Source organism: Deltaproteobacteria bacterium (genome assembly GCA_029858205.1).
Lineage (GTDB): Bacteria > Desulfobacterota > GWC2-55-46 > GWC2-55-46 > DRQE01 > JAOUFM01.
The window spans coordinates 1-24,979 of sequence record JAOUFM010000019.1 but is presented as its reverse complement, the minus strand read 5'-3'; the positions used below and the strand labels follow the sequence as shown (position 1 = coordinate 24,979).

At 52.2% G+C, this 24,979-nt stretch carries 28 protein-coding genes and 1 tRNA gene; 10 read left to right on the top strand and 19 right to left on the bottom strand.

The genetic code is table 11. From position 1 onward, the window contains the following. Positions 1 to 2 precede the first annotated feature (2 nt). The 7 genes from OEV59_09925 to OEV59_09895 all read right to left on the bottom strand — a co-directional run bounded on the left by OEV59_09925 (position 3) and on the right by OEV59_09895 (position 4,570). Positions 3 to 79, bottom strand: a tRNA-Arg gene (locus tag OEV59_09925). A gap of 178 nt (positions 80 to 257) precedes the next feature. After that, on the bottom strand, positions 258 to 440 hold the full coding sequence (locus OEV59_09920) for a hypothetical protein (protein MDH4228046.1): 183 nt from the start codon (positions 438 to 440) through the stop codon (positions 258 to 260). A gap of 128 nt (positions 441 to 568) precedes the next feature. Continuing rightward, complete coding sequence (locus tag OEV59_09915) at positions 569 to 1,372, bottom strand: hypothetical protein (GenBank protein ID MDH4228045.1); 804 nt, start codon at positions 1,370 to 1,372, stop codon at positions 569 to 571. After that, complete coding sequence (locus tag OEV59_09910; protein ID MDH4228044.1) at positions 1,365 to 2,870, bottom strand: MFS transporter; 1,506 nt, start codon at positions 2,868 to 2,870, stop codon at positions 1,365 to 1,367. Before OEV59_09910 ends, OEV59_09915 begins: the two co-directional genes overlap by 8 nt. Positions 2,871 to 2,916: 46 nt before the next feature. Continuing rightward, positions 2,917 to 3,324, bottom strand: coding sequence for a universal stress protein (locus OEV59_09905; GenBank protein MDH4228043.1), 408 nt, complete (start codon positions 3,322 to 3,324; stop codon positions 2,917 to 2,919). Positions 3,325 to 3,364: 40 nt separating this feature from the next. After that, positions 3,365 to 3,934, bottom strand: a complete 570-nt coding sequence (pgsA, locus tag OEV59_09900; protein ID MDH4228042.1) for a CDP-diacylglycerol--glycerol-3-phosphate 3-phosphatidyltransferase — start codon at positions 3,932 to 3,934, stop codon at positions 3,365 to 3,367. A gap of 15 nt (positions 3,935 to 3,949) precedes the next feature. Beyond that, complete coding sequence (locus OEV59_09895; protein ID MDH4228041.1) at positions 3,950 to 4,570, bottom strand: lytic transglycosylase domain-containing protein; 621 nt, start codon at positions 4,568 to 4,570, stop codon at positions 3,950 to 3,952. A 170-nt stretch (positions 4,571 to 4,740) separates the two neighbouring features. On the opposite strand from OEV59_09895, the gene nadB reads away from it, so the two are divergent. Together nadB and OEV59_09885 are read left to right on the top strand one after the other, a co-directional pair. Continuing rightward, a complete protein-coding gene (gene nadB, locus OEV59_09890) occupies positions 4,741 to 6,360 on the top strand; it encodes an L-aspartate oxidase (protein MDH4228040.1) in 1,620 nt (539 codons plus the stop codon). Between the two features lie 10 nt (positions 6,361 to 6,370). Next, complete coding sequence (locus OEV59_09885; GenBank protein ID MDH4228039.1) at positions 6,371 to 7,657, top strand: diguanylate cyclase; 1,287 nt, start codon at positions 6,371 to 6,373, stop codon at positions 7,655 to 7,657. Positions 7,658 to 7,726: 69 nt separating this feature from the next. Here the strand turns inward: OEV59_09885 and OEV59_09880 are convergent, their stop codons facing one another. Further along, entirely contained in the window at positions 7,727 to 8,803 is a 1,077-nt protein-coding gene (locus tag OEV59_09880) for a response regulator (GenBank protein ID MDH4228038.1), read from the bottom strand. Between the two features lie 26 nt (positions 8,804 to 8,829). Next, positions 8,830 to 9,606, bottom strand: a complete 777-nt coding sequence (locus OEV59_09875; GenBank protein ID MDH4228037.1) for a hypothetical protein — start codon at positions 9,604 to 9,606, stop codon at positions 8,830 to 8,832. Positions 9,607 to 9,726: 120 nt separating this feature from the next. Between OEV59_09875 and OEV59_09870 the strand changes: the two genes are divergently transcribed. Both OEV59_09870 and OEV59_09865 read left to right on the top strand, forming a co-directional pair. Beyond that, positions 9,727 to 11,121 carry an anthranilate synthase component I family protein gene (locus tag OEV59_09870; GenBank protein ID MDH4228036.1) on the top strand — a complete coding sequence of 465 codons (1,395 nt, stop codon included), beginning with the start codon at positions 9,727 to 9,729 and terminating at the stop codon, positions 11,119 to 11,121. After that, entirely contained in the window at positions 11,118 to 12,017 is a 900-nt protein-coding gene (locus OEV59_09865; protein ID MDH4228035.1) for an aminotransferase class IV, read from the top strand. The genes OEV59_09870 and OEV59_09865 overlap by 4 nt, the downstream gene beginning before the upstream one ends. Positions 12,018 to 12,020: 3 nt before the next feature. Here OEV59_09865 and OEV59_09860 read toward each other — a convergent pair whose 3' ends face one another. After that, positions 12,021 to 12,392: a hypothetical protein gene (locus OEV59_09860; protein MDH4228034.1), complete on the bottom strand. Its 372-nt coding sequence runs from the start codon at positions 12,390 to 12,392 to the stop codon at positions 12,021 to 12,023. A 77-nt stretch (positions 12,393 to 12,469) separates the two neighbouring features. On the opposite strand from OEV59_09860, the gene OEV59_09855 reads away from it, so the two are divergent. From OEV59_09855 to argS, 3 genes are all read left to right on the top strand, one after another. After that, a complete protein-coding gene (locus OEV59_09855) occupies positions 12,470 to 12,802 on the top strand; it encodes a septum formation initiator family protein (protein MDH4228033.1) in 333 nt (110 codons plus the stop codon). 96 nt (positions 12,803 to 12,898) lie between these two features. Continuing rightward, on the top strand, positions 12,899 to 13,732 hold the full coding sequence (locus tag OEV59_09850; protein ID MDH4228032.1) for an acyltransferase: 834 nt from the start codon (positions 12,899 to 12,901) through the stop codon (positions 13,730 to 13,732). Beyond that, on the top strand, positions 13,729 to 15,345 hold the full coding sequence (gene argS, locus OEV59_09845) for an arginine--tRNA ligase (protein MDH4228031.1): 1,617 nt from the start codon (positions 13,729 to 13,731) through the stop codon (positions 15,343 to 15,345). Before OEV59_09850 ends, argS begins: the two co-directional genes overlap by 4 nt. A 72-nt stretch (positions 15,346 to 15,417) precedes the next feature. Here argS and OEV59_09840 read toward each other — a convergent pair whose 3' ends face one another. The 7 genes from OEV59_09840 to surE form a co-directional block, all read right to left on the bottom strand. Further along, complete coding sequence (locus tag OEV59_09840) at positions 15,418 to 15,774, bottom strand: cupin domain-containing protein (protein ID MDH4228030.1); 357 nt, start codon at positions 15,772 to 15,774, stop codon at positions 15,418 to 15,420. A gap of 6 nt (positions 15,775 to 15,780) precedes the next feature. Then, a complete protein-coding gene (locus OEV59_09835) occupies positions 15,781 to 16,299 on the bottom strand; it encodes an adenine phosphoribosyltransferase (GenBank protein MDH4228029.1) in 519 nt (172 codons plus the stop codon). A 4-nt stretch (positions 16,300 to 16,303) separates the two neighbouring features. After that, positions 16,304 to 17,194, bottom strand: a complete 891-nt coding sequence (locus tag OEV59_09830) for an RNA polymerase sigma factor RpoD/SigA (GenBank protein MDH4228028.1) — start codon at positions 17,192 to 17,194, stop codon at positions 16,304 to 16,306. A 117-nt stretch (positions 17,195 to 17,311) separates the two neighbouring features. Next, the gene (locus OEV59_09825) at positions 17,312 to 17,995 is read right to left on the bottom strand and encodes a LysM peptidoglycan-binding domain-containing M23 family metallopeptidase (protein MDH4228027.1); all 684 of its coding nucleotides are present in this window, start codon (positions 17,993 to 17,995) and stop codon (positions 17,312 to 17,314) included. A 51-nt stretch (positions 17,996 to 18,046) separates the two neighbouring features. Continuing rightward, entirely contained in the window at positions 18,047 to 18,637 is a 591-nt protein-coding gene (locus OEV59_09820; GenBank protein ID MDH4228026.1) for a DedA family protein, read from the bottom strand. Further along, on the bottom strand, positions 18,634 to 19,296 hold the full coding sequence (locus tag OEV59_09815) for a protein-L-isoaspartate(D-aspartate) O-methyltransferase (protein ID MDH4228025.1): 663 nt from the start codon (positions 19,294 to 19,296) through the stop codon (positions 18,634 to 18,636). Before OEV59_09815 ends, OEV59_09820 begins: the two co-directional genes overlap by 4 nt. A 30-nt stretch (positions 19,297 to 19,326) precedes the next feature. Then, positions 19,327 to 20,106 (bottom strand): 5'/3'-nucleotidase SurE, encoded by a 780-nt coding sequence (gene surE, locus OEV59_09810; protein MDH4228024.1) that lies wholly within the window; start codon positions 20,104 to 20,106, stop codon positions 19,327 to 19,329. A gap of 116 nt (positions 20,107 to 20,222) precedes the next feature. Between surE and OEV59_09805 the strand changes: the two genes are divergently transcribed. Both OEV59_09805 and OEV59_09800 read left to right on the top strand, forming a co-directional pair. Next, entirely contained in the window at positions 20,223 to 21,179 is a 957-nt protein-coding gene (locus OEV59_09805; GenBank protein MDH4228023.1) for an alcohol dehydrogenase catalytic domain-containing protein, read from the top strand. Next, positions 21,176 to 22,042: a lysophospholipase gene (locus tag OEV59_09800; protein MDH4228022.1), complete on the top strand. Its 867-nt coding sequence runs from the start codon at positions 21,176 to 21,178 to the stop codon at positions 22,040 to 22,042. Before OEV59_09805 ends, OEV59_09800 begins: the two co-directional genes overlap by 4 nt. Here OEV59_09800 and OEV59_09795 read toward each other — a convergent pair. Further along, positions 22,035 to 22,949 (bottom strand): metallophosphoesterase, encoded by a 915-nt coding sequence (locus OEV59_09795; protein ID MDH4228021.1) that lies wholly within the window; start codon positions 22,947 to 22,949, stop codon positions 22,035 to 22,037. The two genes, OEV59_09800 and OEV59_09795, sit on opposite strands and share 8 nt — an antisense overlap. Before the next feature lie 2 nt (positions 22,950 to 22,951). After that, positions 22,952 to 24,343, bottom strand: coding sequence for a Si-specific NAD(P)(+) transhydrogenase (sthA, locus tag OEV59_09790; protein ID MDH4228020.1), 1,392 nt, complete (start codon positions 24,341 to 24,343; stop codon positions 22,952 to 22,954). A gap of 129 nt (positions 24,344 to 24,472) precedes the next feature. Between sthA and OEV59_09785 the strand changes: the two genes are divergently transcribed. After that, on the top strand, positions 24,473 to 24,664 hold the full coding sequence (locus tag OEV59_09785; GenBank protein ID MDH4228019.1) for a hypothetical protein: 192 nt from the start codon (positions 24,473 to 24,475) through the stop codon (positions 24,662 to 24,664). Positions 24,665 to 24,979: the final 315 nt, after the last annotated feature.

Genomic DNA, 24,979 nt, shown 5'->3' with positions numbered 1-24,979 from the left:
CGTGGCGCCCCCGAGACGATTCGAACGTCCGGCACACGGATTAGGAATCCGTTGCTCTATCCATCTGAGCTACGGGGGCGTTAGGTGCGTGACCTTATCGAAATACTTTACAGTATGCGGCTGTTTTTTTCAAGTGTTTTTCCCCACCCCGGCCGCGTCATAAAAAAGCGCCTGCAGCACCCATATAAAGGGGCCGCAGGCGCATAATACCTCTATCCGCCAATGCGCCTTCTCTTGCTGCCTTCTACCTTAGCGAACTAATCCTTACTATCCTCAGCCGTATACGGCTCTATCTTAACATCAAGGCCTGCCAAAAGAAGCTCCTCTCTCTCGTTCCAGGCATCTTCGAAGGAATCATACGGTTTTGAGTCCGTTAACACGCCGTCCTTTGTGCTCCACCTTACTATGCAGACGTTTCTTCTTATTGCTATTGCGCTCATTACAACACCCCTTTCAACGCTGTCATTGATGGAAGGTCGTGTTGCAGCGCGCTACCGGTATTTGAATTATTATCGGCTACACAAAGAATATAGCAGGAAAAATCAGGTTGGCAAGAGACCGCAAAGTATCAATCTGAGGCGTTTAAATCAACGTCAGGGGCCTTGGCGCCGACAAGCCCTGCCGCGTAATCATAAGCAGAAGCAAGCCTTGATCTAAGAGAAGATTTAAACGGCACCATGGCCGTGCCAAGCCGCATTGTAAGGAAATCAAGAAGGCAGTAGAGCGTTCCTGCTGCAAGCGGCGGGTTGGTGTTCTCTAAGCTCCAGAGCGGCACCTCAGGCCTCCATGTCCAGTTGCCAAGTGCCGTGCCCGCTACCTCGAGGGCCATGCAGAGCATGAACATCGTCGAATAAAAGCGTCTGTCAGGGCCTGCAAGGAGGCACGCTATAAAGAGAATAAAAAGTATTATGCCGAGCTCGTCGAAGCCTAGAATAGCGCCAAGTATTACGTACGGCGCAGATAACGCTACGACAAGCGGGGTTGTGTACCTTGGCATATGCGGCGCAATTGCGCATCCGAGAAGAAATACCAGCACATGCCCGGGCGGCACGTAGTGCGGGATATTAAAGAAACGGTAATCGTATAAATGCCAGACAAGGGAGAAAAACACCTCTCCGAGAAACGCAAGCACAAGACACGTTGAAAGTAATATCTGCGCCCCCCGGTCGGCCCTTCTTAAATAGTAATATATCAGAGCTCCCCATGCCGCCGCCCCTGCCCCAACCTGGCCCCAGACGGGAAATACGTTATCGGCTATGAGCCCTGCGCACAGCACTCCGAAGATAATAAGAGCGTCCTTAAAGGGCGGCGCATGGACTGTGGCATCGTATTTAGCAGGTGTGTGCATCGTGAGGGCAAACGGCTTAGCCATTTCCTTTTTTAACAGTGTTATTATGGCGCCTTATTTCCTTATCAACCGACGACAGATGGTACTCGTCGGCAAACGAGCCGTGCGGTTCTTTGAGCATAAGCATGCAGATGACGAAGCTTAAACACGCTGCCCCTGATATTAGAAAGAAGAACTGGTTTGCCGTTTCGGCGCTAGCATATACAACAGTAAAAACAACGGCCCCCACTATGCCGTAAGCGCCTACCATGCCAGATATCTGTCCTGTCAGCCGGCGTTTTACCATGGGCACCATGGCGAATGTCGCGCCTGAGCCGCCCTGGACAAAGAACGAACAGAATATCATTGCCGCTGTTGCCATTATTATCGGCCATGCCTCGGTTATCAGCCCCATCAGGAAGAAGCCGAAGGCAATGCCGAACATGAAGACCACCAGTACGAGCCTTCTGTCGGCAAACCTGTCGGAGAGATATCCGCCAAGCGGCCTTGCAATGATGTTAAGAAAGGCAAAGCTCGACGCTATGAGTCCGGCCTTTGCCGGAGATAGAGCCCACGTGGTTTCGAAGAATGCCGGCAGCATGGACACTACCGCAAGTTCGGCTCCGAAGGTCACGAAGTAGGCTGAGTTAAGCGCAATGACGCTGCCAAAAGGATACTTGTCGTCCTCTGGCACGCCTTTATCTAGGATAGGCCTGTTTACGCGGATTATCTGTATTATCTGGTAAATTATTACGGCTATTATGACGCCGTACGCAACAATTGAGCCGCCGGCCCCGATAAAACCGCCGCGGTATATCTTCCATACGACAACCGCCAGTATGCCAAAGAGCGGCACGGTAACGGCTATGAGCTTTATCATATCAGCGCGCGTGCCGACCTCCATTGCCAGGGTCTGGCGCGTAACGTTGTATTTTACGGTATCAGGGCCGTCGGTGACCACGAAGTAGTACACTATGCCGTACGCCATCAGGACCATAGCGTTGGCTGCCATGGCGTACCTCCAGCCATCAGGGCCGCCGAAAAATGAAATGGCAATCCACGGAATAATCATTGCCGCCCCTGCTGCGCCGAAGTTGCCCCACCCTCCGTAAATACCCTCTGCAAACCCGATGTCCTTCGGCTTAAACCAGAGCGCGGTCATGTGTATGCCTATGCTAAACGAAGCGCCTATAAGCCCGAGAAAGAGACGGGCGATAACGAGCTGCGCCTTGGTGTCGCCAAAAGCGAAAACAATGCACGGAATGGCCATGAGCACCATGAGCGCTGTGTAGCACCTTCGCGGGCCGTATTTGTCGTGGAGCATACCGATGAAGATACGCGCGGGGATAGCGAGCGCGACGTTACACACGGTAAGAAGCTTGATATCCTTGAAGGTCAACCAGCCGCCGGATTCCTTTACCATGGTGGTGGCAAGCGGGGCCATGTTGAACCACGTAAAGAAACAGATAAAGAACGCTATCCACGTAAAATGGAGCGCCCGTATCTCGGGGGACTGAACTTTAAAAAGATCGACAAAACGCATTTATGCCTGTTTCTCCGTTCTAAAGCTGTACTGCAAGAGACAATCCTTAAATTATCATCAACGGCGCGCACGTAAGGTGTCTGGTAAGGTACGCGCTGACGCTCCCGAGCATTATGCCCTGCACAGTGCCAAGCCCTCTTTTTCCAACAACGACGACATCCGGACGCTTTCTCTCGCATGCCTCGCTTATCATCGTCCGCGGGTCTCCCTGCGCTATGATGATATCCACCTCTATGCCCTTAGAGGTTAGTTCTGTTCCTACGGCGTCCATCATTTTGCGGCGCTCGGCAAGGGTTTCCTTAAAGAGCCCTTCGCTCTCGCTACTGGAGCCCATGGAGCCCTCTATCACGTGAAAAAGCATTACAGCCACACCGGCGCCCTTGAAAAGCTCAAGGGCCGTATCAAGAGCGTTTTTGGACTGTGTGGAGCCGTCATAGCAAAACATTATCAGCATAGACAGTACTGTCCTTCATATTTGTCCGCCAAGCGGTCTTTCAGGCGGCCTTTTCCCCGGAGCGAAAGAACTTGACGAAATAATCGATCCCCGACCATAGCGTAAACACAAGCGCAAACCACAATATGACCGTGCCGGCTGCGTGAAAATCTATGCCAAAATATTTATAGTGCAGCACAAGCGGCGCTATCCCTGCTATCTGCGTTACCGTCTTTAGCTTCCCGAGCGGACTTGCCTGTATGACGATGCCGGAATCGACTGCAACCGAGCGCAGCCCCGTAACCGCGAACTCCCTTGCCAGTATGGCGGCCACTATCCACGCAGGCACCCTGTCGAGCTCGACAAGCATGACGAGAACAGAGACTATCAGTATCTTGTCGGCCAAAGGGTCAAGGAATTTGCCAAGCGACGTAACAGACTTAAGCCTCCTTGCCAGAAACCCGTCTAGCCAATCTGTAAGACATACGACAAGGAATATGAGCGTGGCTATAAAGGACGCTCCCTTGTCCGGGTCTATGAGCATGATGACGATTACCGGAGTAGCAGCTATTCTGAAAAGAGAAATAAGATTTGGCAGCGTAAGGAATTCTTTAGCCGGATTTTTTGTCATTCTTCGGTCACAATCTCAGTACGTGTTCGCTTTGTACAAGGAATGGTATTTAAGCACTTTTTTCACGAAGTCCTTTGTCTCCTTGTAGGGCGGAATGTCTTTGTATTTAAGCACTGCGGTTTCCCCGGCATTGTACGCGGCAAGGCTAAGGTCCAGGCTGTTATCGAACTTCGCCATAAGCGCCTTTAGGTAGCGCACGCCGCCGTTGATGTTCTCGTAGGGGTCGTGTATGTTCTTTACCCCGTACCTCTTTGCCGTCTCGGGCATGAGTTGCATCAGCCCCCTGGCCCCTACCCTGCTTATGGCCGCCTTATCGAAGTCGCTCTCCACTTTTATGACGGCCTTTATAAGGCTCGGGTCCATTTCGTGGCGTTTGGCCACATTTCTTATGATTGATTCTATCGAAACGAGAGCGCCGTTCTTTTTAATGTACATCTCTCCTGTCTCGCTCATAAACAGGACATACTTTGTGGACGTAGGGGCGTCGGTTATATGACGCGCGCCGTTTTCATCGGTGTAAATGTAGAAATCCGCTGCGGAAACAGACGGCAGCAAAACAAACGCTGCCGCCGCAACAAACGGCAACACGAACGCAAAGAACCTCGGCAACATGCAATATTTTATGGTTTTGAACATAAAGATACGAAACCGTCCATGCCCCTATAATTAATTATAATTATATATTGGAATCAGCCGGCGGGCAAGCTATTTTTGATATAATCGCCTTGACAAAACGCCATGTTATGCCTTACGCTATAAAAATACAACAATTATCACGGCACTATGCCTTAAACAGGAGTTGCTTTTTGGTACATTCTTCCGATTTTCTCGTCATAGGCAGCGGCATCGCTGGCCTTACCTTCGCGCTAAAGGCTGCCGAAACCGGGAACGTAACTCTGATAACCAAACGCGGCAGCAAGGATTCGGCCACTTACTATGCCCAGGGCGGCATAGCCTCCGTGCTTTCCAAGGACGACAGCTTCGAATCCCATATAAAAGATACCCTTGCAACTGGCTTAGGATTATCAGACCCTGATATCGTCGAAATGGTAGTACGGGACGGTCCTGAGATGATACACGACCTTATCGAGATAGGCGTGCGTTTTAGCTCCACCCTCAGAAGCGGGCACATGGAACTCGACCTTGGCAAGGAAGGCGGCCACTCGCAGCGCCGCATCGTGCATGCCGGAGACCTCACTGGCCAGGAAATAGAGAACGCCCTTATAAGCGCAGTGAAGGCAAATAAGAATATAACGCTCTTAGAGGAACACATAGCAGTTGACCTCATAACCCATACCAAATTCATCGGCAAAGGCGAAGAAGAGGCGGTCTGGGGCGCGTACGTGCTCGATAAAAAAAACGGCGAGATACACACCTTTGCGGCCAAGGCTACGATTATCGCCTCGGGCGGCGCGGGCAAGGTATATCTCTACACCAGTAACCCCGATATATCTACCGGCGACGGCATAGCCATGGCCTTTCGCGCCGGAGCCGAGATAAGGAACATGGAGTTCATACAGTTTCACCCCACATGCCTCTATCATTCAAAGGCAAAGAGCTTTCTCATATCCGAGGCATTAAGGGGCGAAGGCGCTGTCTTAAAACTTAAAAACGGCGAACCGTTCATGAAACAATACCACCCAATGGCAGACCTTGCTCCCCGCGACATAGTGGCAAGGGCCATAGACCACGAGCTCAAAAAAAGCGGCGACGACTGCGTGTACCTCGACATAAGCGCCAAGGACAAAACCTTCATAATTGAACGTTTCCCCAACATACACAAAAAATGCCTCGAGTTCGGCTTTGACCTCACAAAGGAGCCCATCCCGGTTGTTCCTGCCGCGCACTATACCTGCGGCGGCGTAAGAACCGACAAAGACGGCAGGACCAACATAAAGCGTCTCTACTGCATCGGCGAGAGCGCGCACACGGGGCTGCACGGCGCAAACCGCCTTGCATCGAACTCGCTTCTTGAAAGCCTGGTATTTGCAAAAAGGGCCGCCATAGACTCCTCTCGCCTGATAAAAGACACGGCCAACGCCGCCCTGCCCGAACTGCCCGAGTGGAAAAGCGGAGAGGCCCGCGTCAGTAACGAGGCCGTTGTCATAAGCCAGAACTGGGACGAGATACGGCGCCTGATGTGGAATTACGTAGGCATCGTAAGGTCTGCGAAGAGGCTCGAAATGGCGCTTTCGAGGATAGAGCTTCTAGGAGACGAGATAAACGATTACTACTGGCATTTTACAGTAACTTCTGATTTAATAGAACTTCGTAATATAGCCACCGTAGCGGAAATAATAATAAAATCGGCTATGCAGAGAAAGGAAAGCCGCGGCTTGCACTATAATATCGATTATCCTGACACAAACAACGCGGAATTCGGGCATGACACAATCATCAGAAGAAAAACCAATACAGCTGTATGAACCTTTGATAATGAAGACAAGATACTCCCATAAACTTCTTTCTCTGATAGCCCTGTTCATGATACTGGGCATATCGGTGACAACGTACTACACCATTTCACGCGAGCAAAAGCTCATCGCAGAGATAGGCGTTGACGAGGCCGAACATACCACACACATGACCTTCGAGGCCCTTCATGCCTCTATGGTAAACGGCGGTGGAAGGGCCGGCAACAGGGCGATAGTCCAAAACCTCGCAAAAGACAGCGATGACATAGAGGAAATCCGCATAATACACGGCCCCGGCATAGATAAGCAATACGGCGCTGAGGCCGACGAAGGGGTTACGGACGAACTTGACGCCGAGGGGCTTACAGGCAAGGAAATACAAAAAATAATAGAGCACCGCGACGGCACACGCTCTGCACGCTTCGTAAAACCGTTTGTCGTAACCAAAGAATGCCTTGGCTGCCACACCGGCACGGTAGGTGACGTAAACGGCGCGATATCCGTTACCGTATCCTTGAAGGAATATGACAAAGCCATCAGCGATATGACCTTCAAGACCATAGTTGCGGGCATCGTAATCACCATTGTGTCGCTAATACTGTGTGCAATATTCGTCTTTAGAGTAAGCATAAAACCGATAAACGAACTGCAGAAGGCAGCAAGCATTATCGGCTCAGGCGACCTCGACCACAGGATAAACATAAGGGGCGGGCTCGAGATAAACCAGCTTGTCGACGAGTTCAACTCAATGGCCGAGAAGCTCAAGGCGCGCACAGAAGAGATGCACCTTTTAAACAAACAACTCGAGAAGCTCTCCATTACAGACGGGCTCACAGGCGCCTTCAACCACCGTCATTTTTACCTTAAGCTCGAAGAAGAGATAATGCGGTCCGCCAGATACCACAAGACCTTTTCAATAATCCTCATGGACGTGGACCACTTCAAGCGTTATAACGACACCTACGGACATCTTAACGGTGATATAGCGTTAAAAACCGTTGCCAACAGCATAAGAAACTCCATACGTTCAAGCGACCTCTTGGCCAGGTACGGCGGCGAAGAGTTTGCCGTAATACTTGCCGAGACCGAGAAGTCCCATGCCATGGAGCTTGCCGAGAGGATAAGGGCCGATGTCGAGGCTTCGACGATAACATTCAACGACGACGCACCAGGGGAAAAAGTTACCATCAGCCTCGGCGTTGCCACTTTCCCGGATGACGCGAGGCTTGGTCTTGACCTCATAAGACAGGCCGACGAGGCGCTTTATAAGGCCAAAGAGACAGGCAGAAATAACGTAAAAAGCGCGTGAGATACGCATCTCACGCGCCTGGTTTTCCACTGGCCAACTGATCGTATTACGAAGACAAAAAGAAGCGCCCTACCTAAGCGTTCCCCTTGGAATGGATATGCTGACTTCCGTGCCCCTGCCCGGCTCGCTCTTGATGTCGATAGAGCCCTTGTGGTCCTGCACTATCCTGTAGGCTATCGTAAGCCCCATCCCTGCCCCTGTCATCTTGGAAGTCTGGAACGGATTGAATATAGAGCGAAGCTCTTCTGGTTCGATACCTATGCCGTTGTCCTTTACCGTTACAGTCACGACACTGCCGTCCTGAACGGTACCGACCTCTATTTTACCTTTCTTCTCTATCGCCTCTACAGCGTTCTCTATAACGCTTAGTACGGCGAGCTTTATATGCGCTGAGTCCATCTTGACGGGCGGCGAAACAGACATCAGTTCAACAGTGAAATTTATATCCTTGCCGGATGCAAGCTGCCTTGCCTCGTCCACGGCCTTCGTAACCGTGTCATTTAAATTCCCTGCCTGAAAATGCGATACGAGTATGCCCTTATATTCGTCTACGCGCTTTGCCATTCGCTCCATGCGCTCGACCGAGCCAAGTATGGTCTTTAAGTACTTCTTATGAGATTCATCGGTCTCGTTGTCGTAGAGGCGGCGCGCCATTCCTCCGATTGTAACAAGCGGGTTTCTAAGCTCGTGCGCTATGCCGTCGACCATCTCTCCGAGAGCGGCCATCTTTTCGGTGTTAGTGAGTTTTGCCTGCAGCGCTCTCATGCGAAGAAGAGACTTAACGCGCGCCGACACTTCGATGACGCTATATGGCTTTACAAGGTAATCCTCGGCCCCGACCTCGAGCCCCATGACCTTGTCCTCGAGCTCTCCCTTGGCAGTAAGAAGCACTATCGGTATATAGGCAGTTGACTCGTCTTCCTTTAAGCGGCGGCAGGTCTCGTAGCCGTCCATCACCGGCATCATGACGTCCATGAGTATGATGTCGGGATGGCGGCTCTTTACCTTCTCAAGCGCGTCGACGCCGTTTATCGCGGTAGAGACGTCGTAGCCGTCGACCGAGAGCTTTGCAAAAAGCAGGTCGCGGTTCTCGGCATTGTCGTCGACTATAAGGACATGCCCTTTGCTGTTGTGCGCCGTTTCCACTCCGAAAATCTTCCCTTACACCGATATTAGAAACCAAACCTTACGAGCACGAACGGCCCCTTTATGTTAAGATCCGCGCTGTCCTTATTAAGGCCGCTGTCGGCCTCGAGCTCTAGCTTGAAGATGCGGTAACCGGCTGACACGGTAAAGAGCGGAATGGGATTAAAGTTAACCGCCGCCTCCGCGTCTATGACCTTGCCGTAGCTTCCAAAGCTCATGCCGGTGACCTCGGCGCTTATGTTAAAGAGCATCGGCAGCCCCACCTGTCCTGTTACTCCGACGGCAGGGATAGGAAGACCGAAAGAACCGCTTTCCTTTTTGCCGGTAAGGCTCTCGCTAAGGGAGACGTCGAAGTCAAGGTACTTTGCCTCGATTATTACGCCGACCTTATTTGAGAGAAGGTCTATGAAGTCGTACTCGTAACCGAGCCTGTGATAGTCCATGTCAAGACTGGTCTTTACGAGATTGCCTAAGGTATATGTCTTTCCTCCGAATTTTATGGTCTCGGTTATGTTCTTTTTACCGTCCCAGGAAAGCGGCGTGAACGCATACCTTACTTTATGGCTCCCGATCCCGAGAAGTATGCGCGCCTCTGGGAAGCCCTTCTTCTCATCCAATCCGAGGTCGTCTACTAGGTTTATATCGGTTCCGAGGACGTTTGTATCGGATATCTTGACGTTGCTGTCGAGGGTTGTAAACCAGTACCTGCCCTCTACTTTGAAATCCACGAGCGCGTCGGCGTTCGAGGCCGAAAAACACATAAAGAGCGCCGCTGCCGTCACTGCAAGGACTATTCTCTTCATAGAACCTCCGTTTTTTTAGATATTGGTACAAACAGTGATATTATAATACATCCGGCATGTTTTGTATAGACAAGAAACTCGCGCCTTGACCGTATGCGGAAAAGGTTATAAGCTAATGCCATGGCTGTAGAAAAAACGACAATATCCCCGGTAACGGCCTTCGAGGCGCTGCGCGGGCTTAAGCGTCCGTTTGTGCTCTCGGGCTCGCATTTCGCCGGTTCGAGACATACGGTTGTAGGCGCGGCGCCATTTCTTACAATCGATATGAACACAAGCGGCGCTGTCATCGTGCCCTACCAGGGAAGGCCAAAGACCGAGCGTTTCGAAGACCCGTTCGATTTCCTCGGTTCGTACTTCGCCGACATCAGGCACAGCCCTGTCCCCGGCGCTGCATTTCCCTTTACTCCGGCCGCAGTCGGATATTTTTCGTACGATTTAAAGGACGTAGCGTGGAAAACAGCTAAAACCAACGCCGCGCCTTCGGACATACCGCTTGCCTCTCTCTCTTTTTATTCTGCCTTCTATGTCTACGACCATACGGAAGGTTCGGCCCACATAGCGTCCTTCGATGTGCCGGAAGGCCTTAACGCCGCAGCAATCGTTCGTAATACCCTAAAAGGCGCTGAGACAAGTGATCCCGGGGCCTCTGCGTGCCGCTTTCAGCGGGCAACCGAAGGCATAGAGTCCTCATCCTCGATGTCAAAGGAGGAATACATAGAAGCCGTAAACAGGGCCAAGGCCTACATCACGGCCGGCGACGTATACCAGATAAACATCGCGCGGTTTCTCTCCATGCCGTTTTCCGGCGACCCGTACTGTTTTTTTCGCGCAATGGCCGATAACTACCCCTCTCGCTTCCCGTCATACATGGACTTTTCTTCGTTCCAGATAATCGCGAACACGCCGGAGAGATTTCTCTCCATACGCGGCCACGAAATCTCAACCGAGCCCATAAAGGGCACGCGTAAACGCGCCGCAGATAAAGAAGCGGACAAGGCCCTTATAGAGGAACTAAAACACGACCCAAAGGAGAACGCCGAGCACGTGATGATAGTGGATCTGTCTAGAAGCGACATAGGCCGCGTTTCGGTAACAGGAAGCGTCAGCGTCGACGGGTTCAAAAGGGTCGAGACCTACCCAAACCTCCACCACATGGTCTCGACGGTTAGCGGCAAGCTTCTCTCAGGCATCAATGCCTTCGGCGCGCTAAAGGAGATATTCCCCGGCGGCTCCGTTACCGGCACCCCCAAGCGCAGGGCAACGGAAATAATAGACGAGATAGAAGGAAAAAAACGCGGCCTCTATACCGGGGCGCTCGGATGGATAGGGCTAAACGGAGACATGGATCTTGCGATGGCAATACGCACGGCAGTTGTAAAGGACAATGCCGTCACGCTTGGTATAGGAAGCGGCATAGTGGCCGACTCTAACCCTGAGCGCGAATTCGACGAAACAGGAATAAAGGCAAAGGACTTTCTAAAGGCCGCTGCCTCTATTACCCTGGAGAGCAAATGAAGGAACAGGCGCACATAAACGGCCGCTTCGCGGATATCGGCAAAGCGGTTATCGGCGTATCGGATAGAGGGCTTGCCTACGGCGATGGCGCCTTCGAAACCATTCTCTATAAGGACGGCACAGTGCGTCTATTGAAAGCGCACATTCAACGCCTCGGCGCTTCGCTAAAGGAACTTGGAATACGGGGCTGTAATTTGCACACGTTTGAAAGCCGGATATATCAATTGATAGAATTAAACAGGCTCACACGAGGCTGCGCAAAGATAAAAATAATCGTCGAGCGCGGAGGAGGCGGCCCCTCTCACCTGCCGCCGGTAAAAACAAAACCGGTCATCATAATAACCGCAACCGGGCTGGACTATAAAAAGGCCTCAGCGCTATATTCCTCAGGAGTAAGCACTGTCGGATATACGGGCGCTATCCGCGCCCTCGCCCATCTTAAGACGCTTAACTACCTTCCAAGCGTGCTCGCAAAGGCTTATGCCGCAAGGCACAAGGCGTACGACGCGATATATATTACGCCAAAAGGCCGCGTGCTCGAGGCAAGCGCGTCGAATGTTTTTATTGTAAAAGACAACACGCTCATCACCCCCATGCTTCAAACCCGTGAGTCCGGCGTTTCATACGCAATACTTCCCGGAGTGACACGGGCTCATGTGCTAAAGGTCGCCATGGCAGCAGGGTTTCGCGTAAAGGAAAAGACCTTTACGCGAAAAGAACTGCTCGATGCGGACGAGGTATTTCTTACAAATTCGATAACCGGCATACTGCCTGTCACGCGCGTAGACGGTAAAAAGGTCGGCAAAGGCCTTCCCGGCCCCGTGACCGCGAAACTCGCCGCAGCCTACGAGGCGTCGTTTACAAAACGACCACCGGGCCGGACAAGCAAAAAGTAGAGACTACTTTTTCTTCTTGGTGTCCTTTGCGCCGTCTTTTTTCTTTTCTTCCCAGGCCTTCATCATCTCCTCGTTTTTCTTTATCATCTCATCCATCTTTTCTATCATCTTCGAGAGCTCTTCCTTTTCCTTGTCTGTGGGAGTATGGTTCAAGCCTTTTACTATCGTCATTGTGTCGCGAAGCATTATCATCATGTCGCGAACCATTCCCTTATGTTCGCCGCGCATCATCATGCCGTCTTTTTTGCCGTCCTTCATCATCATGCCATCGCCGCCGCGATAAGACTTATCATCGGAGTACGATACGCTTAGCGCTCCTCCAAGCATGATGATAAGCGCAACAACTGTCAGGATATGGAGAATATTTTTTCTCATAACTGCCTCCTTAAGGGATTTTATAGAACATAGCACCGAAAGAACGGCTGTCAAGCGCGGCAAAGTTATTAATTATATTGACAAATACAGCCAAGTTTGATACCTATTACAGTGTGAAGCTTCCGTTTGCCAAAAAACAAGCCTATGCTGTTTTTGCCGCCCTCATAGGGTGCGTCCTTGGCTACGCCGCCCTTGGCGACAACGGGCTCTTAGATCTTCTCAAGTTCAGAAAAGAAAGAGACAAGATACAGGCGCAAAAGGAATCTCTCGAAAAAGAGAACGCCGCGCTCTCCGTGGAGATAGAACTCCTGAAAAAAGACAAACGCTACATTGCGCTCACTGCCAGAGAACAACTCGGCATGATAGGGAAAACCGAGGTGCTCTACAAGCGTCCAGAGGAAAGGAAGTAGCGCGGTCTTGTCCTGCCCTTCGCCTGCCAAAACAAATTGCAGCGGTTCGCCGCGTATCCGCTTTTCGCTGCATAAGACCGGACATACACTCTCACAATGGGTAATATAATAAAAGCCGCAGGCATACAGGTAACGCCTTCAAGGACAAAGGAAGAAACGGTAGAGCGTTCCCTGGAGCTTATAAAGCTCGCAAAGAAGGAAGGCGCGGTCATAGCCTGCCTGCCGCAGATGTTCTCCACCAGATGGTTCCCCTCGAAAATAAACGAAGCGGACTTCGCTCTTGCCGAGGACGAAAACGGCCCGACGCTAAAGGCCCTCAAGGCCCTGGCGCTTAGCGAGCGAATAACCATAATCGCGCCGATATTCGAACAGGACGGAGCAAGGCGCTTTAGCACGGCATTCACAATCGGCCCGGACGGCGATATAATCGGCAAGTACAGAAAAGTCCATGTGCCTGCGCTGCCGCTCTGGGAGGAAAAAACTTATTTCATGCCGGGAGACCTGGGGTTCCCGGTATTTAACACTCCGGCTGGCACAGTAGGCGTGCTCCTTTGCTGGGACATATTCTTTCCTGAGGCGTTCAGGGTGCTGGCGCTAAAAGGCGCGGAAATCATATTCGTCCCAACGGCCTCGGCCTTCAAACACTCTATACCAAAGTGGGAGCGCGCCGCGATGGCCGCAGCTCACGCAAACGGCTGCTTTGTATTCAGGGTCAACAGAGTAGGCGCTGAGGCAGAGCAAAGCTTCTACGGCTCGAGCTTTTGCGCAGGCCCGGACGGCGAGTTCATCGTCAAACCGGCTGGCTCTTCCGAAGGTGTAGTGATTGCGAACATAGACACATCTATAATCGGCGCGATAAGGAACGAATGGGTATTTCTAAAAGACCGCCGCCCCGAGTGCTATTCCATGATATCAGAGAAAAAGAAGTGAGAACTGACATAGCAAAGATAATCGAGGCAGCGCTCGAAGAGGCCGTAAAAGCCGGAGAGCTAAAGGAAACCAAGCCCGTACACGTCGAGAAGCCCAAAAGAGAGGAACACGGCGATTACTCAACTAACATCGCCATGCTTCTTGCCCCAACGGAAAAAAAATCCCCGCGTGACGTAGCAGCAGCGATTAAAAAAAGAATCGAGACCTCCCCTCTTGTCTCCAAATGCGAAATCGCCGGGCCCGGGTTTGTAAACGTATTTCTAAAGAAATCGTACTGGCACGAGCTCCTTGGCGAGATAATAGAGAAAGGCAATGCCTTTGGCAAGACCGACGCCGGCAAGGGTAAAAAAGTCCTTCTCGAGTTCGTAAGCGCCAACCCCACGGGCCCCCTTCACATAGGACACGGCAGGGGCGCGGCAGTTGGCGACGCGCTCGCAAACATAATGAAGGCAGCCGGGTTCGACGTCAAAAAAGAATACTACATAAACGACCGCGGCCGCCAGATACAAACACTTGGCGAAAGTGTCAGGGCAAAGGCCGAAGGCACCCCCTTGCCCGAAGACGGGTATAAGGGCGCGTATGTGGACGAAATCGCGGCAGCGTATAAGACAGCGGGAGCGAAAGAATCCTACGAAGACTTTGCCTGCGACGAGATGCTAAAACGCATCAAGACAGACCTCGAAAGCTTCGGCGTCTCCTTCGACGTATGGACAAGCGAGCGGCGAGACATCTTCGAGACCGGGCTTGTCAAAAAAGGCCTCGACGCGCTCGAGGAAAAAGGCTTTGTATACGAACAAAACGGCGCAAAGTGGTTCAAGTCCAAGCAGCTTGGCGACGATAAGGACAGAGTGCTAGAGAAGTCAGGCGGAGAATTGACGTACTTCGCAACCGACGTTGCTTACCATAAAAAGAAAGTTGACGACGGCTTTGATTCCATTATCGACGTCTGGGGCGCCGACCACCACGGCTACGAGGCGCGCGTACGGGCCTCTCTCAAGGCGCTTGGCTTAGACGATTCCAAACTAAAAATTATCTTCATTCAGCTCGTCGCGCTTTTAAGAAACGGCGAGCCCGTTGCCATGGGTAAGCGCGAGGGCGAGTTCGTCACTTTAAAAGAGGTCATTGATGAAGTTGGAATGGACGCAACGCGCTACTTCTTTCTCATGCGTAGAAGCGATGCGCACTTGGACTTCGACTTAGAACTCGCGAAAAAGCAGGCCCCTGAGAACCCGGTCTTCTATGTGCAGTACTGCCATGCGAGAATCCACAGCATAATTACATTTGCAAAGGAAAGCGGCCTCGAGGCGCCAAAGCCTCCACTGTCAGGAGAGCTGCTTGGTAAGCTCGATACAAAGGACGAACTCGACATTATAAAACATCTTGCGGCCTTCGAGGAAACTGTCGCCAAAAGCGCCCTCGACATGGAGCCGCACCGCATTACGTTCTATCTGCAGGAGCTTGCTTCCCTATTCCATCCCTACTATAACAAGAACCGTGTTGTAACCGAGGATAAGGAACTAAGCCTTGCCCGTCTCGCGCTTTGCCGCGCAATCGCAACGGTAGCGAAGAACGGTCTTACGCTCCTTGGCGTCTTAGCCCCGGAAAAGATGTAACCCCTGAAATAACAAACGCCTTGCCGGGCAACCGTTTGCCCGGCAAGGCGATAAATCAATTATTTAGCATAACTATTTTTCTGCCGCAACATACCCGGCCGCTGACGGAGATACCACCGACACGAAGACGAACGGCGTATTGCCTCTGTTAAACGCGCCGTGCACCTCGCCGGGCCTTGCAACCGCTACCTGGCCTTTTCTTATGGCTACTGTCTCGCCGCTGCCAAGATAGTACTCGGCCTCTCCCTCTATGACCGTCCAGACATCCTGGCCGGCCGGATGCACGTGCGCCGCAACTTCCTGCCCGGGCTTAACATGCCAGACAATGGACACGGAGGCTCCGTTCTCGGAAACAACGGAACGCACGGGAGCGCCATCAGCGGGTCGCTCAAAATCCTTTATCTCAAAAACCCTCGCCAGCAACGACATCGCGCTTTAATACTGTATCAGCGAGAACACGTTATGCGGAGCGAGCTTGCTTCTTCCGTTAAGTTCGTTTAGCTCCACGATGAACGTGCACTCGTGAACCTTTCCGCCAAGCTTCTCTACCAGATCCACCACCGCCTTTGCAGTGCCTCCGGTTGCGAGAAGGTCGTCGGCGATAATAACGTTTTGCCCCTTCTCGATGGCATCCTGGTGAATTTCAAGAGAATCCGTGCCGTACTCGAGCGCGTATGACGCCTTGTGGGTCTTGGATGGCAGCTTGCCTGGCTTTCTTACAAGTACCACTCCGGCGCCAAGCTTATAGGCAAGGGCCGCGCCCACGACAAACCCCCTTGCCTCTATTCCCACCACAAGGTCTATCTTCTTTCCGAGGTAGCGGTGCGCTATCAAATCCACCATCCTCTGGAACGAGAGCGGGTCCTTGCAAAGTGTGGTTATGTCCTTAAACAGTATTCCTTTCTTCGGGAAATCCGGTACGTCTCTGATGGCTGCCTTCAGGGTGTCTACCATGGTGTCAGATATGCTCCATTGAGTGTATTTTTTGTTCCTCGAAAAAACCTCTTAGTTTCTTAAGCGCCCTCGCTTCTATCTGCCTTATCCTCTCCCGCGTAACGCCGTACTTCTTGCCGATAGTGTCTAACGTCTCCGCGGCCTTGCCGAGCCCGAAACGTAATTTTATAATATCTTGCTCGTTCTTTTCAAGTCTTCTGATGTATTCTTTTATGTGGGCCGCCCTGGCTATATCGCTTAGCATATCCAGTGGATGGGCGAAGGTCGTATCCTCAATTCTATCGAATAGCGTTTCATCGGTCTCCGTTCCAAGGACAGCGTCCATGGAACTTTCCCTCTTATTGACCTTGGATATCTTATCCACATACTTTTCGCTAGTGCCCATGCGCTTGGAGAGCTCCACGAGAGACGGCTCTCTGTCCTTATCCCTCACGAACTCGGCGCGTATCTTGTGTAAGCGCGCTATGTCGTTAGTGAGGTGTATCGGGAGCCTTACCACCGGCGCATGGTTGATGATGGATCTCTCGACCGACTGGCGTATCCAGTAGGTGGCGTAGGTGGAGAAGCGGCAGCCCTTCGAAGCGCTAAAGCGCTCCACCGCCCTGATGAGCCCGATGTTGCCCTCCTCGATAAGGTCCTGGAGCTGCATGCCCCGGTTCATGTAGCGCTTGGCGATGTTCACGACAAGCCTCAGGTTCGACACAATCATCGAGCACCTGGCCTCCTTGTCGCCGCGCTTTACCTTTCTCGCGAGTTTTTTCTCCTCGTCTGCCGTAAGAAGAGGATGTTTTCTTATGCTCTCGAAGTATATCTTGATTGAATCACTGGCTGTGTGTTTTTCAGGCTGCGCGCCTTCGCTGCAAGCGCCGTGTGCTTCTTGAAAAAATTCTGCCATAGCACCCTGCCTTTTTTATTAAGGTTAATAAAAAAGCCTTGCTGAGTTTCCGGTTGTGCCGATTCTGTTTGAAGGGAAAATCCTGAGGAGTTGGTATCTGTAGCTACTATAGCATACTCACGGCAAAAAGAAAAGGGGATTTCTTGTCTTTTTGCCCGCGCGTATCTCGAAGTGCACGTGCACGGCGCTTGCGCGCCCGCTATCGCCAATGAGAGCGACCTTCTGCCCCTGCTTTACCTGGTCGCCAGAGTCCACAAGGTTCTTTTCGTTATGCGAGTACACGGTAAAAAAACCGCCCTTATGCTCTATGATTACGACGTTGCCGTACCCGCGCATGCCGTCGCTCGAATATACGACCTTGCCCGCTGCCGAGGCGACTATAGGCGTATTCCTCTCGCCCCCGATATCTATGCCCTCGTGCATGGACTCGCCCCTCATGCCGTAACCAGAGAGGAGCTTGCCTTTGACAGGCCAGATAAAGCGCCCTTTTTCAACGACGATTTTAGGCTGAACCTTTGGCTCCGGAGGCGGAGCAAGAGGCTCGACCTTTTTAAGACCCTTTACCCCCGGTATATAGAGCCTCTGGCCGGTCTTTATCTCACGCACGTCCTTTATATTGTTATATTCGGCCACGTCCTGCATGTCAACGCCGTAGGTGTAGGAAATACGCCATAGCGTTTCGCCGCGCCCGACGGTATGGTACACGCCGGTACGCAACCTGTGCGGCGTGCAGGAGGTAAGAACTGCCGCGGCCAGGACAACTGCTGCCAATAATGTCGCCGTGCGCTTGGATGTGGTCATAAAAACAGCCGGATAAGACACAAGGCGCGTTAACAAGCCTGCAAAGCGCCGCTATCCGAAAACGTACTTGACTAAGACAAACCCGCCGATGAGAAGCACGGTAAACGCTATGGTAAGTATATTAAAATATTTCTCTATGAATGTCTTTACCGGAGCGCCGAACTTATAGATGAGCGCGGCGACGATAAAAAACCTTGCTGCGCGGCTAACCACCGACATAAGCACAAAGACCGGGAAATTGATGCCAAAGGCCCCGGCGCTTATGGTAAAGAGCTTGTACGGTATAGGGGTGAACCCGGCTATGGCAACGGCCCATGCGTCGTAGCGGACATACACATCCCTCACATACTCGAACTGCGAGGTAAGCCCGTATGCAGCAACGATGCTGTTGCCAACTGCCTCCATCAGGAACATGCCGATTAGATATCCGAATATGCCGCCAAGCACCGAGCCAATCGAGCACACGAGCGCGTACCTGAAGGACTTGGCAGGTATGGACACGGCAAGGGCTATGAGAAGAATGTCAGGCGGAATTGGAAAAAAACTCGACTCGATGAATGCAAGAATGAAAAGCGCAAGGGTAGCGTAGCGCGTATGCGCCCACGAAAGCACCCAGTCGTACAGCCGCCTTACAAGCTTCATGCGCCCTCCTTTAGATGCCAGCCGTTCTTACCTATAAGTTTGACAAAGCGGCAGCCGCCAAGCTTCTCTGTCACGAAGCCGCTGCCCTTCTTCGTAACGCGCATAAGCTCCTGCACGAACTCATCCCCTACCGGAATTATAAGCCGCCCGCCCTCCGAAAGCTGGCCGTAATAATCAGACGGAATCTGCGGCGAGCCTGCCGTAACTATTATCGCGTCAAATGGCGCTTCCTCGGGCCACCCAACTGTCCCGTCATCTACCTTAACTATGACCTTCGAGTACCCGAGCCTATCGAGCGTCTTTCTTGCCCTTGTGGCAAGCGTTGATATACGTTCGATGGAAAACACCCTGCCTGCAACCAGCGATAGAACCGCGCTCTGATACCCCGAGCCAGTGCCGATTTCCAGCACCTTTTCATTGCCCTTTAGCATCAGGGCCTCGGTCATCATGGCAACCATGAAGGGCTGCGATATGGTCTGCCCCTCTCCTATGGGAAGCGGAAAGTCCGAGTACGCCTGGGATACAAGCGCTTCGTCCACGAAAAAATGGCGCGGGACCTTCTGCATGGCGTCCAGCACCTCTTTTTGCTTCACGCCGCGCTTGATGATCTGTTCCTCGACCATCGTGCGCCGCGCTCTTTGATACAGGTCTTTTTCCATTTATGCCGGGGCCAACATCGCCTGCTCCCCTTACACCTTCCAGTACTGAAGTTCGCTCACAGCTGCGTAGTTGGTCATGTCGAGGTGTATGGGCGTGATGGACACATACCCTTTTTTGATTGCCGCAAAATCGCAGTCGTCGCCGCCCTCCCAGTGGAGCATGTCGCCGCCTATCCAATAGTACTTACGTCCGCGCGGGTCAGTCTTCTCTATTACCGTGTCGCCAAAGACGCGTTTACCTTGCCGCGTTATGCGTACTCCCTTTATCCTCTTTACCACCGGCACGTTCACGTTCAAAAGGGTATCTTCGGGAAGCCCGTGCTCGAGTATCTCTTTGGCAAGCTTTGCGCCAAGCGAGGCTGCAAAACGGAAATCGAAGTTCTTCCTTGTCGCAAGCGACATGGCAATGGAAGGCACGCCCATGAGAGTGCCTTCCATCGCGGCCGACACAGTGCCGGAATACGATATATCCTCGCCGAGGTTCCAGCCCTTATTTATGCCGGAGACGACCAGGTCAGGGGATTTCTTAAGAGAGCGAAGCACCCCGTTTATGGCAAGTGTAACGCAGTCGGTCGGAGTGCCGTCGACCGCGTACTGACGTTCAGCGACTTTATCCACACGAAGCGGCCTGTGAAGCGTAAGGGAATGGCTCGCAGCGCTTCGCTCTCTATCTGGCGCTACGACATAAACCTCGCCGACCTTGGCAAGGCTTTTTGCGAGCATCTGTATGCCCTCGCTCCTTATGCCGTCGTCGTTCGAGACGAGTATGACGGGCTTCTTTTTCGGGGATTTTTTCACGATTTTTTTCATGTCAGATTGCGCGGCACAGAGCCTGCCATGCCAGCGCCGATATCATACTATAACGGCGCGCCATATAAAAGTAAATTTTAGCGCACTCGGGGCGTTTAAATGATATAATCCGCTACATGCAGGCCCTGTACCTCGATAAAAACGGTCTATCGCTGAAAACAAACCTGAAACGCCCTGCTCCAAGGCGCGGCTCCTCTCTTGTGCGCGTCACGCTTGCTGGAGTTTGCGCAACGGACCTGGAGCTGAAAAAAGGCTATATGGGCTTTAATGGCATACCGGGCCATGAATTCGTCGGCGCGGTAGAAGGCCCTACCTCGTCGCCGTTTCTCGGTAAACGCGTTGTCGGAGATATCAACATCTCCTGCGGCAAGTGCGGCTATTGTAACACTGGATTTAAAAACCACTGCCCGAATAGAAGCGTACTTGGCATACTCGGGAGAAACGGCGCGTTCGCCGAGTATCTGACGCTCCCTAACGAAAACCTCCACATCGTGCCATCTAACGTGACCGATGAAGAAGCGGTCTTCACCGAGCCGCTCGCAGCGGCATTCGAGATAACCAAGCAAGTAAAACTTTCAAATAACGACTCTGTGGCAGTGCTTGGCGACGGCAAGCTCGGGCTTCTTACGGCCCTTGCCTTGAACCTGACAGACGCCAGGCTTACGGCAATAGGAAAACATCCTGAAAAACTCAAGATACTAAATGACGCAGGCATACGGACGCTTACTTTCGGCAAAAGGCCAATTACGGAGAAGTTCGACATCACAGTAGACTGCACTGGCTCCAAAAGCGGCATTAACGCAGCGCTCTCTATGACAAAACCGGCCGGCAAGGTTATTCTTAAAACAACAGTTGCCGGAGAACGCACTGTTGACTTAAATAAGCTCGTCATCGACGAAATCACCGTAATCGGCTCGCGCTGCGGCCCGTTCGATGTGGCCCTCGATGCGTTAAAAAAAAAGCGCATTAACGTAGCGCCGCTCATAGACTCCATATACCCGCTCGAAAACGGCATCGCAGCGCTAAAACGCGCGGAAAGGAAAGGCGTTCTCAAGGTCCTTATACGGCCATGAGCATCCTTACAAGGAAACTCTCGAAGATGGAAACTATCGCAGCCATAGTCGTAGGCATACCGCTTCTCTTCTATTCCTACGTGTTCGCTGCGCAGGAGAAGCTTCTTTTCCGGGGCGCCGCCACAGAGCCTGGAATAGAGGAATACATAAAAAAGACCTACCCGCTTAACGAAGAGCTTACGATTACAGCTGACAGCGGCGCAGAGCTTAGGGGATACTTCGTACGGCAGCTTCCGGGAAAGAAACACCCTGTGCTCATATTCTTTGGCGGCAACGGCGAGGACTCGACCTGGTTCGCAGCAGACGCAGAGAAACTCCCGGGCTATTCGGTAGCTGCCTTTAACTACCGCGGGTACGGCAAAAGCACGGGCGAGCCTACGGAGAAAAACCTTTACGCCGATGCCTTAAAGATTTACGATACAATCGCTGCAAGGGACGACGTGGACCCCACAAAAATATTTATAGTCGGCAGAAGCCTTGGCACCGGGGTTGCCGTTTACCTTGCAAGCCAGAGAAAGGCCGCCGGTGTTGTGCTCGTTAGCCCCTACGATTCCATGGTAAAGGTCGCGGGAGAGCACTTGAGCTTTGTTCCGGTGAGCATTCTTCTAAAGCACAGGTTCAAGGCCGTCACTTTCGCCCCTAACATCAAGTCCCCTCTAATCGCGTTTCTTACCGAACATGACGAGGTAATCGCGCACGAGCGTTCACTTGCTCTGATACACGCGTGGGGCGGGGAAAAGGCAGCGTATCTGCTTAGAGGCACAACGCACAACACATTCGACCAAAACGACGCGTTCTGGGAAGAAACGAACAAGTTTCTATCGGATATAGAGAAGAAAGACAGCCAGGAAAAATCTAACTGACCTTACGCGCTTTTTTAAGCGTAATGATAGTTACCTCGGGCAACGCGCCAAACCTTATCGGAGCCAGCAGCGTGCCGAGCCCGCGCGAAACATACACTGCCCTGCCCGCCTCTACTATAAGCCCGGAGAGATAGCGCTGGCCATACTTAGAGGGGATGACCGGAAAACCGATTATCGGGAACTTTATCTGCCCGCCGTGCGTGTGGCCGGATATTACGAGGTCAGCTCTCTCGCGAAGCATATCGAGCTCTTCCACCACATCCGGATTATGGCTAAGAAGCACGCGCGCCGTGTCCGTGGGTACGTTCTTATACGCCTCCAGCACGGAGCCCGTGTGCCAGTAATCGTCGATTCCGGAGAGCAGGAACGTTGCCCCGTTCTTCTCTATTGTAATGCTTTTATTCCTAAGCCATTTTGCGCCAAGCCCTTTTTCCGTGCGGCCAACTATTTCACCGACCGCCTCCTCGCCGCTCCAGAAATCGTGGTTGCCAAGCACTGCATACGTGCCAAGCGGGGCCTTTAGTTCAGAAAACGCCCTGACCATCTTATCTAAGTGCTTTGTGTCGAAGGAGCCTACAGAGGAATTCAGGAACTTGGTCTTGCCTGTTACAAAGTCCCCTGTAAGGGCAATCATGTCTGGCTTTTCGTTCATGGTAAGAGTAGCTGCCTTACGCATGAAGGACTCGGTCATCATAAATGACGAATGCACGTCGGTTAGCACGGCAATCTTCGTGCCAACGAATCCGTCAGGGAGGTTGTCTATCTCGACATCAACGCGTTCGACCGTAATAGAAAGAGACGACGCGTTGTACGCGCCGATAATCACAGCCGCAGCCACGAGCAGCCAGAAGATGCGCCGCGCCAGACGAAAACGTCCCGGTTTCTTGTCTTTTTTAGAGAAGAACATTCTTAGAGTTTATTCAGGCCGTTTAGTGCAGCGAGCTTGTACGCATCCGACATCGTAGGGTAATTAAACACCACATCCTTAAAATAGTCAATTGTCCCGCCGTAGCTCATCACTGCCTGGCCGATGTGGATAAGGTCCGACGCCTTTTCGCAGATAATGTGCACGCCAAGGAGCTTATGCGTCTGTCTGTGGAAGAGTAGTTTCAGCAGGCCGTAGACGTCGCCGGAGATCTGGCCCCTCGCCACCTCGTTGAACTGCGCGATGCCCGACTCATAGGGCACGCCTTCTTTTGTTAGCTCTTCTTCGGTCTTGCCGACCATGGAGATTTCCGGGATTGTGTAGACCCCGACAGGTATCTGGTACGGAAGCGCGCAGGTGAGCCCTTCTTTTTCAAAGGCATGGCACATGGCGATCCTCCCCTGCTCTCTCGAAGTGGATGCGAGGGACGGGAACCCTATGACATCGCCGACCGCGTACACGCGCTTAACACTTGTCTCGAATGTCTTCATGTCGACCGCCAGGAGACCTCTGTCGTTGGTTTCAAGGCCGATTGCCGCGACGTTTAGCGCATCTGTATTTCCGACCCTGCCCATTGTGTAGAGAACCTTCTCGGACATAACGACCTTGCCGCTTTTAAGCTCTGTAACGCACCTGCCTGCGTCGTCAAGCCTCAGGCTTCCGACCTCTTCGCCAAGACGAAGCGTGATGCCCGCGTAACGCATCCAGAACTTCAAGCTCTCGACCACTTCCTTATCTGCAAACGAGAGTATGTCGCCTCTTTTTTCGATGAGCGTTACCTTTACGCCGAGACAGGCGAATATGCAGGCGTACTCCGCGCCGATGACGCCGCCGCCGACGATGGTAAGCGTTTTAGGGATTCTGTCTATCTGCAGTATCGTGTCGCTGTCGTAGATGTGCTCCGAGTCGAAGGGTATTTCCGCGGGACGCGCGGGCCTTGTTCCTGATGCGATGACAACGGTGTCTGCCGAGAGCGTTTCCGTTGAACCGTCGTTCTTTTTGACTTTGATGGTCTTCGGGTCCACGAAGGACGCTGTGCCGTAGACGATTTCGACGTTGTTTCTAATGAAAGCGTCGACAATGACCTCCATCTGCTTTCTTATTACGTCGGATTTTTTGTGCATGAGCTCGCCAAGGGTTACGTCTCTTCCGAGCGTGAACTGGAAGCCGAAGACCGCGCGCTGCTTAAAGCCCGCGAGAAAGAGGGCCGTCTCTCTTAGCGTCTTACTCGGAAGCGTGCCGGTATGGATGCCCGCGCCTCCGATGTACGGGGCCTTCTCTATGACCGCGACCGATTTGTCGAGCTTGGCGGCCTGTATTGCCGCCCTCTCGCCGCCCGGGCCGGAGCCTATGACTATGACATCGAACTTTCGCATATATCCATTATAGCATAAGAAACTTGCGATTCGGCTAAGATGCTTCGTTGTGCCGGTTTATCATGTTACGGCCTACTCTTTGGCTCTTAGAGATTGATAAGCGCGTCTTTTTCTGGTATAATATCAACCATGCACAAAAAATCATTGATAGAGACCAACCCCTATTTAAAAGACCACCGCAGGCGCGAAGAAATGTTTTGCACATCCACATCGTCGTCCACGGCCATCGAAGGCGTACATATCACAGCCGCCGAACTGGCCAAGGCCGAAGAAACGCTATTCGAGGTCACTCTTCATAACGCCGCAAAGTCCGACGAATAACCGCAGCAAAAACCTTTTCCATCGGCTTATAATTTCTCCCTATCCCCGCTCTTACTGCGGCAAAATATTCTTTTCTCTTACCGCCTGTAATACCTCCGAAATCCAACGGGGGCAAACCTGCCTGCAAAGCCATAAGAATGGAAATAATGCGCGCCACCCTTCCGTTGCCTTCCCTGAACGGATGTATCAAGACCAATTCCGCATGCGTTACGGCTATGGCTGCGACGATTTCCTCGACAGAGCCAGCGCGGCATGGAGTAGCGACTCGCAACACGTTCTTATCAAAATCCGCCATAAGTTGCGGGCGTATTTTGC

What these genes read in the sequence shown, in the direction of transcription:
- OEV59_09830 (MDH4228028.1), bottom strand. Translation starts at nt 17,194, where the DNA reads ATGGCAGAATTTTTTCAAGAAGCACACGGCGCTTGCAGCGAAGGCGCG.
- surE (MDH4228024.1), bottom strand. Translation starts at nt 20,106, where the DNA reads ATGAAAAAAATCGTGAAAAAATCCCCGAAAAAGAAGCCCGTCATACTC.
- OEV59_09795 (MDH4228021.1), bottom strand. Translation starts at nt 22,949, where the DNA reads ATGTTCTTCTCTAAAAAAGACAAGAAACCGGGACGTTTTCGTCTGGCG.
- OEV59_09800 (MDH4228022.1), top strand. Translation starts at nt 21,176, where the DNA reads ATGAGCATCCTTACAAGGAAACTCTCGAAGATGGAAACTATCGCAGCC.
- OEV59_09905 (MDH4228043.1), bottom strand. Translation starts at nt 3,324, where the DNA reads ATGCTGATAATGTTTTGCTATGACGGCTCCACACAGTCCAAAAACGCT.
- OEV59_09835 (MDH4228029.1), bottom strand. Translation starts at nt 16,299, where the DNA reads ATGGTAGACACCCTGAAGGCAGCCATCAGAGACGTACCGGATTTCCCG.
- OEV59_09910 (MDH4228044.1), bottom strand. Translation starts at nt 2,870, where the DNA reads ATGCGTTTTGTCGATCTTTTTAAAGTTCAGTCCCCCGAGATACGGGCG.
- OEV59_09825 (MDH4228027.1), bottom strand. Translation starts at nt 17,995, where the DNA reads ATGACCACATCCAAGCGCACGGCGACATTATTGGCAGCAGTTGTCCTG.
- OEV59_09785 (MDH4228019.1), top strand. Translation starts at nt 24,473, where the DNA reads ATGCACAAAAAATCATTGATAGAGACCAACCCCTATTTAAAAGACCAC.
- OEV59_09895 (MDH4228041.1), bottom strand. Translation starts at nt 4,570, where the DNA reads ATGTTCAAAACCATAAAATATTGCATGTTGCCGAGGTTCTTTGCGTTC.
- OEV59_09805 (MDH4228023.1), top strand. Translation starts at nt 20,223, where the DNA reads ATGCAGGCCCTGTACCTCGATAAAAACGGTCTATCGCTGAAAACAAAC.
- OEV59_09840 (MDH4228030.1), bottom strand. Translation starts at nt 15,774, where the DNA reads ATGTCGTTGCTGGCGAGGGTTTTTGAGATAAAGGATTTTGAGCGACCC.
- OEV59_09915 (MDH4228045.1), bottom strand. Translation starts at nt 1,372, where the DNA reads ATGGCTAAGCCGTTTGCCCTCACGATGCACACACCTGCTAAATACGAT.
- sthA (MDH4228020.1), bottom strand. Translation starts at nt 24,343, where the DNA reads ATGCGAAAGTTCGATGTCATAGTCATAGGCTCCGGCCCGGGCGGCGAG.
- OEV59_09820 (MDH4228026.1), bottom strand. Translation starts at nt 18,637, where the DNA reads ATGAAGCTTGTAAGGCGGCTGTACGACTGGGTGCTTTCGTGGGCGCAT.
- OEV59_09865 (MDH4228035.1), top strand. Translation starts at nt 11,118, where the DNA reads ATGAAGGAACAGGCGCACATAAACGGCCGCTTCGCGGATATCGGCAAA.
- OEV59_09870 (MDH4228036.1), top strand. Translation starts at nt 9,727, where the DNA reads ATGGCTGTAGAAAAAACGACAATATCCCCGGTAACGGCCTTCGAGGCG.
- OEV59_09860 (MDH4228034.1), bottom strand. Translation starts at nt 12,392, where the DNA reads ATGAGAAAAAATATTCTCCATATCCTGACAGTTGTTGCGCTTATCATC.
- OEV59_09875 (MDH4228037.1), bottom strand. Translation starts at nt 9,606, where the DNA reads ATGAAGAGAATAGTCCTTGCAGTGACGGCAGCGGCGCTCTTTATGTGT.
- pgsA (MDH4228042.1), bottom strand. Translation starts at nt 3,934, where the DNA reads ATGACAAAAAATCCGGCTAAAGAATTCCTTACGCTGCCAAATCTTATT.
- OEV59_09885 (MDH4228039.1), top strand. Translation starts at nt 6,371, where the DNA reads ATGAAGACAAGATACTCCCATAAACTTCTTTCTCTGATAGCCCTGTTC.
- OEV59_09850 (MDH4228032.1), top strand. Translation starts at nt 12,899, where the DNA reads ATGGGTAATATAATAAAAGCCGCAGGCATACAGGTAACGCCTTCAAGG.
- OEV59_09815 (MDH4228025.1), bottom strand. Translation starts at nt 19,296, where the DNA reads ATGGAAAAAGACCTGTATCAAAGAGCGCGGCGCACGATGGTCGAGGAA.
- OEV59_09920 (MDH4228046.1), bottom strand. Translation starts at nt 440, where the DNA reads ATGAGCGCAATAGCAATAAGAAGAAACGTCTGCATAGTAAGGTGGAGC.